The sequence below is a fragment of the Chachezhania antarctica genome, assembly GCF_003646465.1.
In the GTDB taxonomy this organism is placed as follows: domain Bacteria; phylum Pseudomonadota; class Alphaproteobacteria; order Rhodobacterales; family Rhodobacteraceae; genus Chachezhania; species Chachezhania antarctica.
Window position 1 is genome coordinate 58,459 of record NZ_QZEX01000014.1, and the last position, 17,239, is coordinate 75,697.

General features: G+C 64.0%; 15 protein-coding genes. 6 read left to right on the forward strand and 9 right to left on the reverse strand.

Going from position 1 to position 17,239, the window contains the following annotated elements; genetic code table 11:
* The first annotated feature begins 2 nt into the window (after positions 1 to 2).
* Positions 3 to 434, forward strand: a complete 432-nt coding sequence (locus tag D4754_RS24595; protein WP_121067513.1) for an IS3 family transposase — start codon at positions 3 to 5, stop codon at positions 432 to 434.
* Here D4754_RS24595 and D4754_RS20650 read toward each other — a convergent pair.
* From D4754_RS20650 to D4754_RS20670, 5 genes are all read right to left on the reverse strand, one after another.
* On the reverse strand, positions 348 to 1,970 hold the full coding sequence (locus D4754_RS20650) for a chemotaxis protein CheW (RefSeq protein ID WP_121067516.1): 1,623 nt from the start codon (positions 1,968 to 1,970) through the stop codon (positions 348 to 350). The two genes, D4754_RS24595 and D4754_RS20650, sit on opposite strands and share 87 nt — an antisense overlap.
* Positions 1,967 to 2,452 (reverse strand): chemotaxis protein CheD, encoded by a 486-nt coding sequence (locus D4754_RS20655; protein WP_121067519.1) that lies wholly within the window; start codon positions 2,450 to 2,452, stop codon positions 1,967 to 1,969. Before D4754_RS20655 ends, D4754_RS20650 begins: the two co-directional genes overlap by 4 nt.
* Positions 2,449 to 3,294 (reverse strand): CheR family methyltransferase, encoded by an 846-nt coding sequence (locus tag D4754_RS20660; protein ID WP_121067521.1) that lies wholly within the window; start codon positions 3,292 to 3,294, stop codon positions 2,449 to 2,451. The genes D4754_RS20655 and D4754_RS20660 overlap by 4 nt, the downstream gene beginning before the upstream one ends.
* Positions 3,295 to 3,333: 39 nt before the next feature.
* On the reverse strand, positions 3,334 to 4,803 hold the full coding sequence (locus D4754_RS20665) for a methyl-accepting chemotaxis protein (protein ID WP_240453958.1): 1,470 nt from the start codon (positions 4,801 to 4,803) through the stop codon (positions 3,334 to 3,336).
* A 297-nt stretch (positions 4,804 to 5,100) separates the two neighbouring features.
* Positions 5,101 to 6,243 (reverse strand): LysR family transcriptional regulator, encoded by a 1,143-nt coding sequence (locus D4754_RS20670; protein ID WP_163026009.1) that lies wholly within the window; start codon positions 6,241 to 6,243, stop codon positions 5,101 to 5,103.
* A gap of 16 nt (positions 6,244 to 6,259) precedes the next feature.
* Between D4754_RS20670 and D4754_RS20675 the strand changes: the two genes are divergently transcribed.
* The 5 genes from D4754_RS20675 to D4754_RS20695 are packed head-to-tail and all read left to right on the forward strand — an operon-like array spanning position 6,260 to position 11,384.
* Positions 6,260 to 7,228: a Bug family tripartite tricarboxylate transporter substrate binding protein gene (locus tag D4754_RS20675; RefSeq protein WP_121067530.1), complete on the forward strand. Its 969-nt coding sequence runs from the start codon at positions 6,260 to 6,262 to the stop codon at positions 7,226 to 7,228.
* Between the two features lie 41 nt (positions 7,229 to 7,269).
* Positions 7,270 to 7,746 (forward strand): tripartite tricarboxylate transporter TctB family protein, encoded by a 477-nt coding sequence (locus tag D4754_RS20680; protein ID WP_163026010.1) that lies wholly within the window; start codon positions 7,270 to 7,272, stop codon positions 7,744 to 7,746.
* Positions 7,747 to 7,750: 4 nt separating this feature from the next.
* Complete coding sequence (locus tag D4754_RS20685; RefSeq protein WP_121067536.1) at positions 7,751 to 9,262, forward strand: tripartite tricarboxylate transporter permease; 1,512 nt, start codon at positions 7,751 to 7,753, stop codon at positions 9,260 to 9,262.
* Between the two features lie 11 nt (positions 9,263 to 9,273).
* Positions 9,274 to 10,659: a RidA family protein gene (locus D4754_RS20690; RefSeq protein ID WP_163026011.1), complete on the forward strand. Its 1,386-nt coding sequence runs from the start codon at positions 9,274 to 9,276 to the stop codon at positions 10,657 to 10,659.
* Positions 10,659 to 11,384, forward strand: coding sequence for a sulfite exporter TauE/SafE family protein (locus tag D4754_RS20695; protein ID WP_121067542.1), 726 nt, complete (start codon positions 10,659 to 10,661; stop codon positions 11,382 to 11,384). The genes D4754_RS20690 and D4754_RS20695 overlap by 1 nt, the downstream gene beginning before the upstream one ends.
* Positions 11,385 to 11,554: 170 nt before the next feature.
* Here the strand turns inward: D4754_RS20695 and D4754_RS20700 are convergent, their stop codons facing one another.
* The 4 genes from D4754_RS20700 to D4754_RS20715 are packed head-to-tail and all read right to left on the reverse strand — an operon-like array spanning position 11,555 to position 17,232.
* Positions 11,555 to 13,168: a GMC family oxidoreductase gene (locus D4754_RS20700; RefSeq protein ID WP_121067544.1), complete on the reverse strand. Its 1,614-nt coding sequence runs from the start codon at positions 13,166 to 13,168 to the stop codon at positions 11,555 to 11,557.
* Positions 13,165 to 14,679: an FGGY-family carbohydrate kinase gene (locus tag D4754_RS20705; RefSeq protein WP_121067547.1), complete on the reverse strand. Its 1,515-nt coding sequence runs from the start codon at positions 14,677 to 14,679 to the stop codon at positions 13,165 to 13,167. Before D4754_RS20705 ends, D4754_RS20700 begins: the two co-directional genes overlap by 4 nt.
* On the reverse strand, positions 14,672 to 15,514 hold the full coding sequence (locus D4754_RS20710) for a class I fructose-bisphosphate aldolase (RefSeq protein WP_121067550.1): 843 nt from the start codon (positions 15,512 to 15,514) through the stop codon (positions 14,672 to 14,674). The genes D4754_RS20705 and D4754_RS20710 overlap by 8 nt, the downstream gene beginning before the upstream one ends.
* Positions 15,487 to 17,232, reverse strand: coding sequence for a glycerol-3-phosphate dehydrogenase/oxidase (locus D4754_RS20715; RefSeq protein WP_121067553.1), 1,746 nt, complete (start codon positions 17,230 to 17,232; stop codon positions 15,487 to 15,489). Before D4754_RS20715 ends, D4754_RS20710 begins: the two co-directional genes overlap by 28 nt.
* Between the last annotated feature and the right edge of the window lie 7 nt (positions 17,233 to 17,239).

A 17,239-nucleotide genomic window follows, 5' to 3' on the forward strand; every position in this document is an offset into this window, starting at 1 on the left:
TGATGCGGCGGATCGACGAGCAGTTCCTGGAGACCCCGTTCCTAGGCCTCCGCCATATGACCTGGCACCTGCGCAATAACGGGCATCTCGCGAACAAGAAAAGGATACGCTGGCTTATGCGCCTCATAGGGCTGGCGCCAATTACCAAAAACCCAACCCGAATACCAAGATCCAACCTGCAGGCTCTCGTTATGAATGAGGGACCGCAGGGGGCAGGTCAGCATGTTTGCTGCCCTGAAGTCGAGCTGCCTCGCGAGAATCTCGACAACTCCATGCTCGTTACGACCGCGATAAAGCTTCGGAACGCGATGTATGCCCAGTTCCGGAAGTACCCATGCGGCGACGGCTCAGGAAATGCCTTTCTCGCCGACAAGATTCACGCACCGGCGCAGTACCGCATCTACGTCGAGGATCATGATGCTGATTTCCGGTGAGGGATTGATACAGCCGCAGATATCGTCGGCAACCTTCTTCGATTTGTTCTGGTGGCTCAGCGCGGGCATTGCGCCAAACTGACTTTTCGTGGTGTTCACGATTTCATCGACGGAGTCGACCACCAGACCGTATTTGTTGCCATCCTGTTTGAAAATCAGAACCCGCTCGCCATGATGTTCGGTGACGGGCAGGCCATAGAGTTTGCGCGGATCAATGAGGCTGATCAATTCGCCGCGCAGATTGACGACGCCATCGACGAAATCGTTTGCAAATGGTGGCTTCAAAAGGGATTTCGGATATTCGATCACTTCGCTGACATTCGCCGTATCCATGGCAAAGCGCATGTCCACAGTGAAGACAATGTATGTCTGTCGCGCATTCGCCAGGCGGGTCCTGGTTTGGGTCTTTGCGGCTTCCTCGGAGGGGTGAATCTCGTTGCATCGCAGGGCTGTACCGACGAGCAAGGGGTCCCGCTTCAAGGCTTCATGGTCGAGCAACATGATGATCGCGTTGTCTGTGCCGAGGAGACACCCCCTGACGATGTCCTCACGCGGCAGGGCGAGCTTAGTGAATTGGAGGACCTCGTCCTCGAAACAGTTGACGATGCTGTCGATGGAATAGACCAGCAGTCCGATCTGACCGCCTTCCGTTTCGACAATCAGCAACTTTCGCTTCGGCGAGACGCTCTTGCTTTTTTTGAGCAGGGCGGTGTCTCCCATGAAGTTCCGGAAGTCGGCCACCGGGATGATCCGGCCGCGAAGGTTTGCAATGCCGATGAAGCAATCATGGACGAGGAGCGAGTCCGTGATTTGGGGAGCGTCCATCACTTCGACCACGTGGCGCAGGTCGATGGCGCAGGTCGTATGCCCGAATTGAAACGAGAGGCAGTTGAAACGAGGGCCGCGAGACTTGGCGGATAACCCGGCACCGTCGCTCGCAAGGTTATCGCTGCGAGGCACCCGCTTGAGATTCAGGAGTTCGCACGGATCAAGGATCTGGACGATGCGCTTGCCGTCGTCGAGTTTGAGCAGCCCTTGCACGGCCACGTCCTTGGGTTGGCCCTGCTTCGCGCGAAAATCGACGCGTGTCACACCTTGGGCGTTCAGCACCTCGCCCGTGCGGTCGACCATGATGCCAATGCACAGCTCTCCGTCCTCGACGATCGCCACCTTGCGGTCCATCGCGTCGTTGTCCGGAAACTCGAGCAGCAGACGCAGATCGACAACCGGAATGATCCGGCCCCGCAAGTTGAACAGGCCCAGCATGAAAGCCGGAGAGAGCGGTACCGCCGAGATCGTCGCGGGCTCGTTGACGACTTCCTTGATCACGCCAGCGTGGAGCGCGAATTCGGTATTGCCCAGCCAGAAGGAACCGTAGATCGCCGGAGCCTTCGACGCGTCCGGTGTGCTCGGCGTCAGGTCTTTGGCGCCGGCCACGGGAGGCAGCGCTCCATCTATGGGATTTGGGGCTATTTGCGCCGAAGGGGCGCCGACATCGCGTGCATCGGCAGGCTTCAGCGTTGTCTCGGTGGTCATGTCGTGCCTCCCACGCGTGGAATTTCCGCGACCTGAAATTCACCGGTCGCGCAGTCGATGGTCACCTGGCGGCCAAGTACGCCACCGGTTTCGACGTGGATGTTGCGCACGCCCAGTTTGCGCACCGCCGAATAGGCGCTTCCGGAATTGATCGTCCCGACCAGACGTTTGGGGTCGGTGTCAGGCGGCATCGTCATGTTGGCGCCGCCCACGACGATGGCCTTGATGCTTCGGTAATCCTTCGGCCCAAGCTCCATCAGCGAAACGAGCGAGCGCACTGCCTGATCCACATGGCGTCCGCCGATCTGGTCCGTGACCTGTCCGGAATCGGACAGAAGGCAATGCGCCAGCCCGAAGATATCGCGGGCAGGATAGAGCAGTCCCAACCCTATGCAGGAGCCAAGAATGGCCGTCAGAAGCTGGCCCGACCGGCCGGTTTTGACTTGCCCGATCTGGACGTGGATCTTTTCCGTTGTCGTCATGCCAGGGCTTCACCCAAGCGCCGCGTTGGCCGGTAGATGATCGGCTCAATCTGCTCGAAATCGGTGGCCATGTGTTTCAGCGACTCGCTTTCCCCTATGAAGAGAACGCCTTCGGGATGCAGAACCGAGCGCACATTGCGCAGGATCTGTTGCTGATCCTCTGCCTTGAAGTAGATCAGCACGTTTCTGAGGAAGATGACGTCGAACGGCGCCGTGCTGGTCAGGGCCTTCAGCAGGTTGTGCTGCTGGAACCGGATGCGCGACGAGATCTGCGGGGCCACCGACCAACCCATTTCATCGGAACCGGTCATTTGGCGCGTGAAGATCTCCGGGTTTTCCTTCCGGAAACGGGCAATGGGTCGCCCTTTGTATATTCCCGCCGTCGCGACATCGATAACGCGAGAGGAGATGTCGGTCCCCAGGATCGAATAGTCGAAGCCGCCGGCGCGCTGTCTGACCTCTTCCAGGAAGACGCCGGCCGTGTGGGCCTCTTCGCCTGTGGAGGCCGCAGCGGACCACACGCGTATCGCGCGCTTCCTTTCTTTTGCGATGAAACCCGAAACGAACACGTCGTTGAAGTAACTCCAGACCCTCGGGGTCCGGTAGAAGTAGGTTTCGTTCGTCGTGACGCAGTTCGTCAGCTGCTGTTTTTCGGCCGGGTCCTGATCGACACGCGCAAGATATTCCTTGTAGCTGGACAGCCCAAGCTCCCGCATCCGGGGCCGGAGGCGTGAGACGAGCAGCGATCGCCGCGCGTCTCCGATGCTGATGCCGGTTTGGGCATAGACGACGGCGCGCAGTTTCGCGAATTCACCGTCGCTCATCATTTTCGAGAGATCCATGCCCTTACCCTTCGTCCCACGGTTTCCGAAAGTCAGCGATCACGTGTCCAACTTGGCGATTTCGTCGGTCAGGCCCTGGGCACCGCTCTTCAGTTCCTCGGTAGCGTTGGCGATCGAGTCGGACGCGACGACTGCCTGTTCGGTGGCGTCGACAATGGCCATGATTGCCTCTGCCACATCGCGCGCTGCGGTTTGCTGCTCGTTCGCAGCGACGGAGATCTGATTGATGGAGTCGGTCGTGTCCGAAATGCCGGCCAGGATCTTGGTGAACGCGGCACCCGCCTCACGCGAGACTTCGCTGCCTTGCGTGACACGCTTGACCGTCTCGTTGATCAGCTTGCTGATCTCCTTCGTGGCCTGCGACGACCGCTCGGCCAGTTTTCGCACCTCGTCGGCGACAACCGAGAACCCGAGACCATGCTCGCCGGCCCTTGCCGCCTCAATTGCTGCGTTGAAGGCAAGCAGGTTGGTCTGTCCGGCGATTTCACTGATAACTTTGACGATTTCGCTGATCTCTTCCGAAGACGCGTTGATCAGGTCCATCGCTTCGATCGAACGGTCGATCGCCTTGGCGCCAAGATCGGCCTCTTCCTTCGTGCGCTTGGCGATTTCATCCGACATCCCACTGTTCTGGGCGATGGAATCGATCGACGCGCTCAGTTCCTCGACGGACGCGTTGATCTCTTCGGTGGTGCAGCCCAGCGACTGCGCGCCGTCCGCCACGTTCTTCGCCTGCTCCGCGATGCTTGCGGATTTCGCTACGAAATCTTCGGCAATCTGGGAAACATTCTGCTCGACAGCCTTCTGGGCCGAGATGTCGGTGGCGAACTTGACGACCTTGAAGGGCCTGCCCTTGGCGTCGAGGATGGGATTGTAGGAAGCGCTGATCCACACTTCCTTGCCGTTCTTGCCGAAACGCTTGTACTGCGCCGACGCGAACTCCCCGTTCGCCAGGTCGGTCCAGAACTGCTTGTACTCCTTGCCTTGCACGTAGGCCGGGTCACAGAAAATCCGGTGGTGCTGGCCGCGAATCTCATCCAGAGTGTAACCGGTGACGGTCAGGAAATTATCGTTCGCCGTCAGGATCGTGCCATCGAGGTCGAATTCGATCACGGCCTGCGCGCGGCTGATCGCTTCGATCTTGCCATCCTGCTCGGCGGTACGGGTCTTCTCCTTCGTGATGTCGGTGGCGAACTTGACGACCTTGAAGGCCTTGCCCTCTTCGTCGAGGATCGGATTGTAGGACGCGTTCAGCCAGATTTCCTTTCCGCCCTTTCCAAAGCGCTGGAACTCGCCGGTCACGAACTGGCCCATTGCGAGCTGCATCCAGAAATCCTGATAATCGGACGACTTGACCAGCTCCGGATCGCAGAACATCTTGTGATGCTTGCCTTTGATGTCGCCCAGGTCGTAGCCGACCGCGTTCAGAAAGTTTTCGTTCGCCGTCAGGATCGTCCCGTCCGGTTCGAATTCGATAACGGCCTGAACACGGTTGATCGCGTCGATCATACCTGTCGCGTCGATGTCGTCGACGGAACCCTCGATCGACGATACTGCATTTGTTTTGGCACTCATGGCCCCGCCCCACTTTGAAAGTCACTCGGCGGCAACCTATGCGCCGACTACTAAGGGCTGATTACCGGATGACCGAACGCGCAAGGATAATGACTTCAATTTATGCAAGATCGAACAGACCGGACACCTGCCGCATATCGGGCACAGGTGGCCTGCCCCCTGAAAAGTGGTCTTCCCCGAAGCAGGCTTTCGAGCCAGACGGAGGATCAAGGAATGCCCGAGAAAGGACAGTTAGGTCCTTGCCTGCCGAGCTTTCAGGAACGCGCCGATCACTTCCTGCACGCCCTGAGGCAACGGCCGACGGTAACGCCCGATAAAGAGTGAACGCATCGGCGCAGGCTGCAGCCTGCGGTAGCTGCCGAAGCCCGCCTCGGCCTCGTGCCGCGCGATGGACAGCGGCCAGACCGTCCCGTGGCCGGTCTTCGCGACAATGCGCCGTGTCGCGGCGATGGAGTCGATCTGCATCTGGCAGGCGATGGATACCCCGTAGTCCCGCGCAAAGGACTCCGTCAGTTGCAGAAAGCCGGTCGACAGTACCAGCGGCACCTCGGCCAGCGCCGCCAGCGGCAGAGGCGCCTGATCCTGCAGCAGCGGGTTGTCGCTGCGGCCGAAATAAACCATCGGCTCCCGCTCGATCAGCTGGAACTGCAGCGTGTCGGTGTGCTTCTCCTGGAGCGAGATGATCAGGTCGACGCTACCGTCAAGAAGCAGGTCCGGCAGGTAGCGGCTCAGCCCTTCGGTCATCTCGACATCAGACTCGGGCAGCGCCTCTGACAGCATCTCGAACAGTTGCACGCCATGATCCTCGGCGCAGGTCGGCGGCACGCCGATCCGGATACGTTCCCTGGGGCGGTCACGTTGCGCCGCCAGATCGGCGGCCAACTTGTCGAAATCGTCTATGAGCCCGCGGGCCCGGTCGTAGAGCATCTGTCCCTCGCGGGTCAGAACGGCGCCGCGCGCGCTGCGGCGCAGGAAGGACAGCCCGAACTCCTGCTCCAGCGCCTGAATCTGGCGCGAAATGGCCGGCTGCGCGACATGCATCACTTCGGCCGCGCGCGAAAAGGATCCGGTATCGGCCACGGTCAGGAAGTATCGAAGTGCGCGCATTTCCATCGGGAGAACTCTTTCCGCCCAGGGTTTGGGCATGGCTGGAGGCTGCGCGGCGCCCTCGTCGACTGCCCCGCGAGTGATGTGCGTGCCCCACGGGCCGGCGATCCGCCCGTCCGTTCGCCTTATATGCAAGGCAAACTGCGTCGTTCCAGCCCGCCGCACCGGCCCCTGTGAAGCCGGGCGCGATACGCGCGGGGCATAAAGACATGCCGAAACGATATTGGTCAATTGCGCGGCTCGCCGCCAGCGATCGAGGAACAACAACTCACAGGGACCTAGAATGAACAAGCTTATCTCTTCCGGCCTCGCGCTGTCCTTGGCAGTGGCGGCAGCCCCTGCCCTGGCGCAGAATTTCCCATCGCAGCCGATCCAGATGAACGTCTGTTCACCGGCCGGCGGTGGCAACGATCAGAACGCTCAGGCCATCGCCCCCTTCGTGGAAAAGTACCTCGGCCAGCCGGCCATCGTGCAGTACAAACCTGGTGCCGGCGGCACACTGGCTGCGACCGAAGTGTCCGAGGCCGATCCCGACGGCTATACCCTGCTGGTCTGCGACCCGGGCGGTACCGTCTTCGGGCCCATCGCCCAAAACCTCGATTTCGGGGCCGACAGTCTGGTGCCGATCGCGCAGCTGACCTTCGTGCCCTGGGTGCTGACCGCCGCCGGCGAGGCGCCCTGGGACAGTGCCCAAGCCTTTGTCGACGACGCGCTGGCCCGCCCGGGCGAGATCGACGCGGCCATTGCCGACGTGGCCTCGGCCGACCATTACATGTGGCTGCTCTTTGCCCAGGACACCGGCATCGGCCCCAGCGGCCTGCGCTGGGTGCCTTATGGCGGCGGCGGGCCGAAAGTGCGCGCCATGCTGGCGGGCGAAAGCATGATCGACATGCTGTTGCCGTCTCTGGTCAAGGGCCCGATGGTCGAGGGCACGATGAAACCGCTAGCCGTCGCCGCCGGGGCACGTTCCGCTGCTATCCCCGATGTGCCGACCATGAAGGAACTGGGTATCGACGTCGTCGACGGCCTGGCGATCCACGTGTTCGCCCCCGCCGGCACGCCGGACGACATCATGGCCAAGCTGCGCGCCGGCTTCGCCGAGATCGCGACCGATCCCGATTATGTCGATGTCTATACCAAGATGGGCCAGGACATTTCCGGCTTCATGGACGGGAACGCCTACCAGCCGGTCTGGGAGCAGACCTGGGCAGTCGCGCCGGATCTGCTGCGCGAAGCGGCCGGCGCCAAGTGATGACACTTGGCGGACGCTCCCTTTCGCGTCTGCGCCTTGCGATGGCGGCCATTTCGGCCGCCATCTGCGCCGGCGCCGGCTGGCTTGCCCTGAACATCGACAGCTTCGTCAAGGGCTGGGCCTTTGCGATGCCCGGCACCACCGACAGTTCGCTGGCGCCGGCGACCTTTCCCCGGCTGATCCTGTGGCTGGTTGCCCTGCTGGCCGCCGCCAACCTCGTCTCCGCCATGCTGCACCCGGACGAAGACGAACCCGCGCAAACCGTCACTCCCGGTCAGACCGGCCCCATTACCCTGTCGCGCGTGATCATCCTGGCGCTTTCCACGCTCGCCTACCTGGTTTTGCTGTCCCGGGCCGGATTCATACTGACCTCGATTGCCGCAATCGGCCTTGGGGCGCTGGCGACCGGTTATCGCCGCTGGGTCCCCCTTCTGGCGGTGGCGCTGCTGCTGCCGCCCGCCACCTGGTATGCCTTCCGCTACGGCATGAAGGTGATTCTTCCGCAGAGCGACTTCTGACCCGATGACCGATGCAATCCTGACAGCCCTCGGCAACGTGACCGCGCCAACGGTCCTTCTGGCCTTGATGCTGGGGGTGGTGGTGGGCGTGATCATCGGCGCCCTTCCCGGCCTTTCGGCCACCATGGGCATGGCGATCTTCGCCCCTGCCACCTTCTTCCTGCCCCCGGTCGAAGGCATCTCTTTCCTGCTGGCGCTCTACAAGGGCGGCACCTTCGGCGGATCGTTGTCCGCGATCCTGATCGGCACACCCGGCACGGCCTCGAACGCCGCCACGGTCGCGGACGGCTATGCCATGACGCGTGCCGGAAAGGCCGGCCGCGCCCTTGGCCTGGCGGTCTGGGGATCGGTCGTGGGCGACGGGATCGGCATCCTGGCCCTTGTGCTCTGCGCGCCGCTGGTCGCCGAATTCGCCCTGCAGGTCGGCAATGCCGAGAAATTCGCGATCACCGTCATGTCGCTGACCCTGGTCGCCTATGTCTCCGGCAACTCGCTGCTGAAAGGGCTGTTTGCCGCCGCCATCGGTCTGGCCCTCTCGCTGGTGGGCACGGACCCCATCGGCGGCTCGCCGCGGCTGACCTTTGGCGTGCGCGAGCTGTCTGCCGGTATCGGGGTGATCCCGCTGGCCATCGGTCTTTTCGGCCTGGCCGAGGTGCTGGACCAGTTGGCTCGCTGGCGCCCCGGTCCGCTGGAAGCGCCCCGGGTCGAAGTGCCCCTGCTGCGCGACATCTTCCGTCGTCTGTGGCAGGTGAAATGGACGATCGGGCGCTCCTCGCTCATCGGGGCCTTTATCGGGGCGCTGCCCGGCATCGGTTCGGAAACGTCGAACTGGGTGGCCTATGCCCTGGCCCGGCGCGCGTCGAAAACCCCCGAGGCCTTCGGCAAGGGCGCCGACGAAGGCGTGGTCGCGCCCGAAGTCGCCTGCAACGCCACGTGCGGCGCTGCGCTGATCCCGACGCTGATCTTCGGCATCCCCGGCGATGTGGTGACCTCGATCCTGATGGGGGCGCTGATCGCGCAGGGTCTGCAGCCGGGGCCGACGCTGATCACCGACAACACGGGGCTGTTCTACACACTCTATGCCGGGCTGTTCGTGTCGATGGTCATGTTGGCCTTTGTCGGGCTCGCGGCCATGCGCTTCGCCAGCCGCATCATCCTGATCCCGCGCCCGTTGCTCTTTACCGCTGTCGCCGTGCTGTGCGTGACGGGCACCTATGCGATCAACGCCCGACTCTTCGACGTGGGAGTCATGGTGGCCGCCGGCTTCATCGGTTGGGGCATGCGCGCCCTGCAAATCCCCGTGGCGTCCCTGGTCCTGGCCTTCGTGCTGGGCGGCATCCTCGAAGACAGCTTCCGCCGGATGCTGATCCAGAGCCGTGGCGAACTGTCCCCACTTTGGGAACGGCCCATCGCCCTTGCCGTCTGCCTCGTGACGCTCGCCGTCATCGCTCTTGCGCTCAAGGGCACAATAACAGCCCGGTTTCGCAACCGGGCCGCTGAAACACCAACGCAATGAAGAAGAAGACAATGAAACGTGAAATCCTTGCCGATGGCGTCACCGCCGCCTTTCCCGACTACCCGCTCGCCGTCGAGGCCCACGGCCTGGTCTTCGTGTCAGGCATGCGCGGTGGGCGTCCTGGCGTGCAGCCCAATTCGATCGCCGAGCTGCCCAAGACCGCGCAGCACCTCGCGTCGGACTACGGTCTGCTGAACGCGGTCGAAGGCCCTGTCATCGCCGATGCATGGACCGCCTTCGAGAACTTGACCAAGGTGCTGGCTGCCGCCGGTTCGGATCAAAGCCAAATCCTGCGCCTGCACATCTGGCAGTCGGACAAGCGCTGGTTCCCGCGGCTGGAGCAGGTCCGCATCGTCTGGCAGCCGGTGCCCTGCCCTTCTTCGGGTCTGGGTGTGGGGACTGTTTGCGGCCAGTTCGGCCAGCATTATGGCCTCAGCGCCATTGCCTCGGTTCCCGGTCTTTCGCAGGACTATCCCCAGCGCGACGTGGTCAAGACCTTCGACAATGCCGACCTTCCCTCGGCCAGCTTTTACAGCCAGGCCGTCGCCTGCGGGCCGCTGGTCTTCCTGGCCGGTCATATCCCGATCAAGACCACCGCGCCGGGCAAGCCGGTTGTCGCAAGCTACGACGACGTGCCCGAAGAGGGCCGCGCCCTTGCCACCGGCAGATCGCACCCCGACAGCCGCCACGGACCGATCGCCGCGCAGACCTGGTTCACCTATGACGAAATCCGCAAGAACCTGGCCGCCCAGGGGCTTGGGATGGAGCATATCGTCCAGTTGACGATCTTCCTGGCCGACCTGCGCGATTTCCCCGACTTCCTGCGCGTGCATGCGCAATTCTTTCCCAAAGGCGGCCCGGCGATCACCGTCAGTGGGTTTGACGAGGTCGGGCACAAGGGCACCCTGCTGGAGATCGAGCCCGTCGCGGTGAACCCCGCCGCCGGGCTGGCCGTGACGCCCCATGGCTGGCAGATCCCCACGCCCCTGCCCGGGGCCGCTGCCGTGACGGTGGACAAGTTCTGCTTCCTGTCAGGCATGATCGGCATGACTCGGGATGGCGTGCTGGCCGCGTCTTCCACCTGTGTCGAGGAGCGCGAAGGCCGCGCCTTGGTGGCCGAGCTGGAACGCTTCGAGCGTGTGCCGGGTCTGGCCGCGCAGTGCTGGGCCAGCTTCGACCGGCTGGCGGAAACGTTGAAAGCGGCGTCGCTGGACCTGGACTCGCTGACCAAGATGACAGTCTTCATGGCCGATCCGCAGGATTTCCTGATCTTCGAGGCCGTGCGCCGGGCGCGCCTGTCCGACAGCCTGCCTGCGATGGAAGGCATCTGCGTCTTCGGTCCCGGCCCGGTCGAGGGCGCCCATGTCCAGATCGAAGCCATTGCAGCGCAAGCCTGATGCAGCCGCTTGAACTGGCTGTGGTCGCGGGTGTGTTAGGTGCGGGCGCCGTATTGCAAAGCTTTACCGGGTTCGGTTTTGCCCTGATCGTTGCCCCCATCGCCGCGCTGATTGCCCCGGACATGGTGCCGGGGCCGCTTCTAGCGCTGACCCTGCTGCTGACCCTCAGCTACACTTGGCAGGCGCGCGAAATGATCGACTGGCGCGATTTCGGGTACATCATGCTGGGTCGGCTGCCGCTAACGCTGGTGGCGGGCTATGCCATAAGCCGCGTGGACCCGGTGGTGATGAGCCTGGTGTTCGGCCTGTTCCTGCTGGGCGCCGTCGCTGTGACCTGGAGCCGGGTCAGCCTATCTCCCAGTCCTGCCATCCTTACCATCGCGGGCGGGTTGTCGGGCTTTTTCGGCACGCTGACCGCCGTCGGCGCCCCGCCGCTGGCCATCGCCTACCAGAACAGGGGTGGGCCCCAGATCCGCGCGACGTTGGGCGCCAACATCATCCTGGGCACGATCCTGTCGCTTTGCGCCCTCGGAGCCGTTGGGCGAATTGACTGGGCCCCGCTGGCCTGGAAGACAGCGGCGGCCCTGCCCTTTGTGCTCTGCGGGTCATGGATAGGGCGCAGGCTGGCCGACCGAGTGGACGGCGAACTTTTCCGCCGTATTGTCCTGCTGGTTTGCGCCATTTCCTCTGCAGCGGTCGTGATCGCAGCACTGTGGAAGCTCTGACGTGCAATTGGCCGAATGCGGAACAGACCTGCGGGTTTTTTCGCAAAGTTGCCCCGTCGTCATGGACAGGCTTCTGCTGTCGGCGATCACGCCGCAAGGTTTGCGTAGATCGCAAACGGGCAACCACGCTCAGTCAGAACGTCAATCTGATCTTTATTGGAACAATCCATTTATCTTCTGTCTTCCGCGATCATCCGGGCGGCCTTTTCGGCGATCATGACCACGGGGCTGGCCGTGTTGCCCGACACGATCCGCGGCATGATCGAGGCATCGACGATACGTAGCCCGTCAATGCCGTTCACGCGCAACCGGGGGTCGACCACGGCTCCGGCATCCTCCCCCATCCTGCAGGTGCCGACCGGGTGGAAGATCGTCGTGGCGATGGTGCCGATGGCATCAAGGATTGCCGCGTCGTCTTCCACGCCCGGGCCGGGCAACAGCTCGGTCGGCTCGAACCGGGACAGCGCGCGCGCCGCCATGATCCGGCGCGCCTGCCGAACGGTTTTCAGGGCCACCAGCCGATCCCGTTCGGCGCTGAGGTAGTTGGGGCGGATCTCCGGGTGGATCTTCATGTCTGCCGAAACGGCGTGGCTTGTGCCCCGGCTTTCCGGCCGCAGGTTGCAGACGGAAACGGTGATCGCCGGATAGGGGTGCAGCGGATCGCCCAGCTTGTCGGTCGACAGGGGTTGCACATGATACTCCAGATCGGGCGTCGCCAGCGACGGGTCCGAGCGTGTGAACATCCCGAACTGGCTGGGCGCCATCGACAGCGGCCCGCCACGGGTCAGCGCGTATTCCAGCCCCATCCGGGCTTTTCCGGCCAGGGAATTGGCCATGGTGTTGAGCGTGCGGGCATTCTTCACCCCGAAAACGGTGCGGATCTGCAGGTGATCCTGCAGGTTCTCGCCCACCTCGGGCAGGGCGTGGCGCGGTTCGATGCCCAGTTCGGACAGACGGTCGGGATCGCCGATACCCGACAGCTCCAGCAGTTTCGGGGAATGGATTGCGCCCGCCGCAAGGATCACGCCGCGCGCGGCATGGGCCGTGCGGGACTGATCATCGTGCCGGAACCGCACGCCGGTGGCGCGGCGGCCGTCGAGTATCAAATGCTCCGTCTCGGCATGGGTCAGCAGCCGCAGGTTGCCGAGTTTCAGTGCCGGGCGCAGGAAACCCCGGGCCGTGTTCCAGCGCTGGCCGTTCTTTTGGTTGACCTCGAAAAAGCCGCTGCCTTCGTTGTTGCCATCGTTGAAATCGGCACGCGGTTCGATCCCCAGTTCGCGCGCGGCCTCCTGCACCTCGCGCAGGATCTGCCATTGTAGCCGTTGAGGCGCGACCTTCCATGCCCCACCCGAGCCGTGCAGGTCGGTCCTGCCGGCGTGGTGATCTTCGGAGTGCAGGAAGAAGGGCAGGACATCGTCCCACGCCCAGCCAACATTGCCCAGCTGGCGCCAGTGGTCGTAATCCGCCGCCTGCCCGCGCATGTAGATCATGCCGTTGATCGACGAACATCCGCCCAGCACCTTGCCGCGCGGATAGGACAGCGCGCGACCGTTCAGGCCAGGTTCGGGTTGCGTTTTCATCATCCAGTCGGTTCGGGGATTGCCCATGCAATAAAGGTATCCGACCGGGATGCGCACCCAGTGATACCGGTCGGATCCGCCGGCCTCCAGCAACAGAACCCGGCATTTCGGGTCTTCCGTCAGGCGGTTGGCCAGCACGCACCCGGCCGTACCGGCGCCGACGATGATGTAGTCGTACTGTCCGTCCAGGTCGTCCGCGGTCATGCCTGCGCCTTTCGGGCGTCTTCGGCCCACAGCGGGCGCATCGCATCGCGGATGGCGGTGAAGCGATGGTAGCGCGCGTCGTAATGCGCCTGCATGTCCGGGTCCGGCGCCAGGCGGGATTTCGTGCGGGTCATCGCGGCCACGGCGCTTTCCAGATCCGGATGCAGACCGGCGGCAACAGCCGCCCCGATGGCCGCGCCCAGGGCCCCGGTTTCCTGCGATTCAGCCACCGTCACCGGCAGGCCCAGCCCGTCGGCAAACATCTGCGGCCAGACCGGGCTGCGCGTACCGCCACCCGAAAGCGTCGCGGACGAGACAACGAGCCCCGCCGCCCGCAACACGCCGACATGCCGCCGGTGTTCGAACATCACGCCTTCGTAGATGGCGCGAAGCACATGGCCTTCGCCGTGCCAGCCGCCCAGCCCGTAAAGCCCCGCGCGGAAGTCCGATCCCAAGCGCGAGCCATATAGAAACGGCAGGTAGATCGGATCGCCCGCGTCCGGCGTGACCTCGGCAATGCGGGCGCTGCACTGGCCGAACGGGTCATCATGATGGCCGCCGCGTTCGACGAATTCGCGCACGTACCATTCAAGGTTCGCGGCCGACGTCGCGCTGGATTCGATGTTCATGAAGCGCCCCGGCCCGAAGCCCGCGACCATGAACACGTCGTCCGAGGTGATGGGCGTTTCCGACACCACCTGGTTGATGCTCCACGTCCCCACGATCAGGGACGCCTGCCCGGCATGGACCACGCCCGAACCCAGCGCGCTGGCGATCACGTCGAAGAAGCCGCCGATGACAGGCGTGCCGGGGGCAAGGCCGGTCGTCCGCGCGGCATCTTCCGTGACGTGGCCCGCGATCCCGGTCGGATCGATCAGTCTCGGCAGCATCCCCACCGCATCGTCCAGACCATAGAGCGACATCAGCCGGTCGTCGTAGACGCCATCGGGCATCTGCACGAGGCCACAGCCCGACATGTCGGACACGTCGCTGGTGCGTTCGCCCGTCAGGCGAAAATTGATCACGTCCTTGCACAACAGCACCGTCGCCGCGCGGGCATAAAGCTCCGGTGCGTGGCGCTTGATCCATGCCAGCAGCATGGGCGTCTGCGATGGCCACGGCTTTTGCAGGCACAGGTCGAACAGCGCCTCGCCTGCTTTGGCCGAAAGCTCCGCCGCCATGTCCGACGCGCGGGTATCGAGCGACTGTATCCCGATCACCGACGCCCCGTCGCCATCGACAATATATAGCCCGTTGCCATGACCCGCGCAGCCCACGGCGGCGATGTCTTCGGGTGCGATCCCCGCCTCGGCGATGCAGGCGCGGATCACCTCGCCCGCGTTCGCCCACAGCTCGTCCATGTCCCGTTCGACGCGTCCCGGCGCGGGGCTGACCGACCGGCCATCCAGTGCCCGGGCCGCCAGCTGGCGGCCATCCGCATCGAAAAGCACGGCCTTGATGACCGTGTTCCCTGCATCCAGCCCCAGCAGGTAGCGCGCCGTCTCAGCCATTCCGGTAGATCTCCCACGCGGCTTCGCCATCCGCGCCATCGTGGATCAGGGCCATCAGGGCCGCGACCACGGCGCGCGGATTGTCATGCTGATAGATGTTGCGCCCATAGACCATCCCCTGCGCGCCCTGCGCCATCAACCGGGCCGACCGCATCAGCACGTCCTTCAGATCCGCCTTGCCGCCGCCGCGCACCAGCACCGGCACGCGGGCGGCTTCGATCACGCGGTGAAATTCCTCTGGATCGTCGGTCGGGTCGGCCTTGATGATGTCGGCCCCCATCTCGCTTGCAAGCCGGACCAGCGTCACGATCTTTTCGGCATTGCCATCCACCTGGTAGCCGCCGCGCACGTCGTTGGGCAGCATGACCAGCGGTTCGATCATCAGGGGCATGCCGTATTTCTGGCACGACGCACGGACGCGCGCGATGTTCGACACGCACTGACGGAAGAGCTCGGGCTCGTCCGGCAGCATGAACAGGTTCACCACCACGCAGGCGGCATCCATCTCCAGCGCGCCGATGATGGGTTCGTCTGCGTTCTGAAGCTCGGACCACATCACCCGGTGGCGGGTGTCGTTATAGGGGTTGCCCATGTCGATGCGCATGACCAGCGCGGGCTTCGTCTTTTCCGGCCGCGACTGGAGCAGATCGGCCTGCCCGTATGTCATCTGGATCGCGTCGGGGCCAGCGTCGATCAGGGTATCTACGACCCCGGCCATGTCTTCTAGACCGTTCAGGAAGCTCGGCTCGTTGCAGACGCCATGGTCGATGGCGACGTCGAGGCATCCGCCATTGGTGAACATCCGGTTCATGCGGGCTTTGGGACTGATGCGCATGCTGTGCTGCTCCTGTTCTGGGTTCTTTGATCAAGTGTGCGGGGCGATACCCCGTGATAGGCGTCCAGTTCGGCGACAAGGGCCGCGCACTGGGCGTGGGTTTCGTCGTCCGACCAGCCAAGTTCGGCGGCGGCAATGGAGGCGATGGCATCCACCAGCGCCCGGTCGATCCGCCCGGTGATCGCCAGCGGCGTACGGCGCAGAACGATGTCGGACAGATGCACGACCTGTTCATGACGGATGAGCCAGGCGATTTCGGCAGACGTCATCTGAAGATCGCGAGCAAGCGGGTGATCGCCCGTTGCCGCGGCACAGTAAGCCATGACGTCGTCGGCACGGCTGCCGTAGAGGTCAACAAGATGCGCGGCGCGGGGGCCGGAAATGCCGAAATGATCAACAAGGGCCTGCGCCAGCGGCGCCGCGCCCCGGAAGTCCCGCCCGCCGCCTATGGCGAGGTCGCGTGTATCGACCTGCCGTTCGGTTCCCAGTTCGGCCAGCACCATGTCCGACGTCTCGGTCGCGAAGGCGCGGAAGGTGGTCCACTTGCCACCGATCATGCAGAACTGGGGCACGGGGCCGTCCACCCGCCGCACGAAATGGCCCCGGCTGATGCGCCCGGTGAAATCGGCGTCGCTTGTCGGCAGGGGCCGGATGCCGCTGTAGCTGAAGACGATGTCTTCCTCCCCCACCGCGATGCCGGGAAACAGCCGCCGGAGCGACACGAGGATATAGTCGCGTTCGTCCGGTTCGCAGCGCGTGCGGGTCACTTCGGACACGCGGATATCGGTCGATCCCGCCAGCACGCGGCCAAGGTAGGGGAACACGATGCAGACCCGGCCATCGACGTTCTCGAAGAACATCATGTGGCCGCCAAGCGCGCGCTCAAGGTCGGGGTTGTCGAGGATCAGGTGCGATCCCTTGGTGCCGGTGACGAACGGCACATTGCCCCCGCCCGGGGACAGGCCGTTCCGCACCTCGTCCACCCACGCGCCGGCAGCGTTGACGATGATCCGCGGCGTCAGGGGCAGCCGGTCCCCCGTCTCCCGGTCGATCAGGACATGGCCGTCCCCCTCGCGCACCACTTCGGCATAGTTCAGCGCGGCCGAGCCCGACCCGGTTTCAACCGCATCCAGCATCAACTCGATCCCCAGCCGCTCGGGATAGGAGATCCACGCGTCGTGATAGGTGGCCGAACAGGTCAGGTCCGGAAACAGATCCGGCCAGATCTCCCGCGTCTTGCGGGCGCTGCGGAACCGGTGCGGCGGCAGTTGCCGGGCCGTGCGCGAAACGAAGTCATACAGGGACAGGCCCAGCTTGATCGGCACCGCACCACGCCGTGCCGGGCGGCCGGTGCGGCCAAGGAAGCTGGCCGCCGCATTCCACAACCCCGACAGAACCGGCACGATCGGCACCGTGGTGGGCAAGGGGCGGACCATGTGCGGCGCGTTTCGCAGCAGGGCATCGCGTTCGGCCAGCGATTCCCGCACCAGCCCGAATTCGCCGTTCTCAAGATACCGCAGCCCGCCATGGATCATCCGCGACGGCGCGGCGCTGCACCCCGAACAGAAATCGTTCCGCTCCACCAGCAGGACCCGAAGGCCCTGCAGGGACAGATCGCGATAGACGCCCAGCCCGTTGATCCCCCCGCCGATCACGACCGCATCGAAGCGGGCGTTCTCGCGGACGCGCCTCAGGCTATCGCTTCTTTGCATCGGCATGACGTTC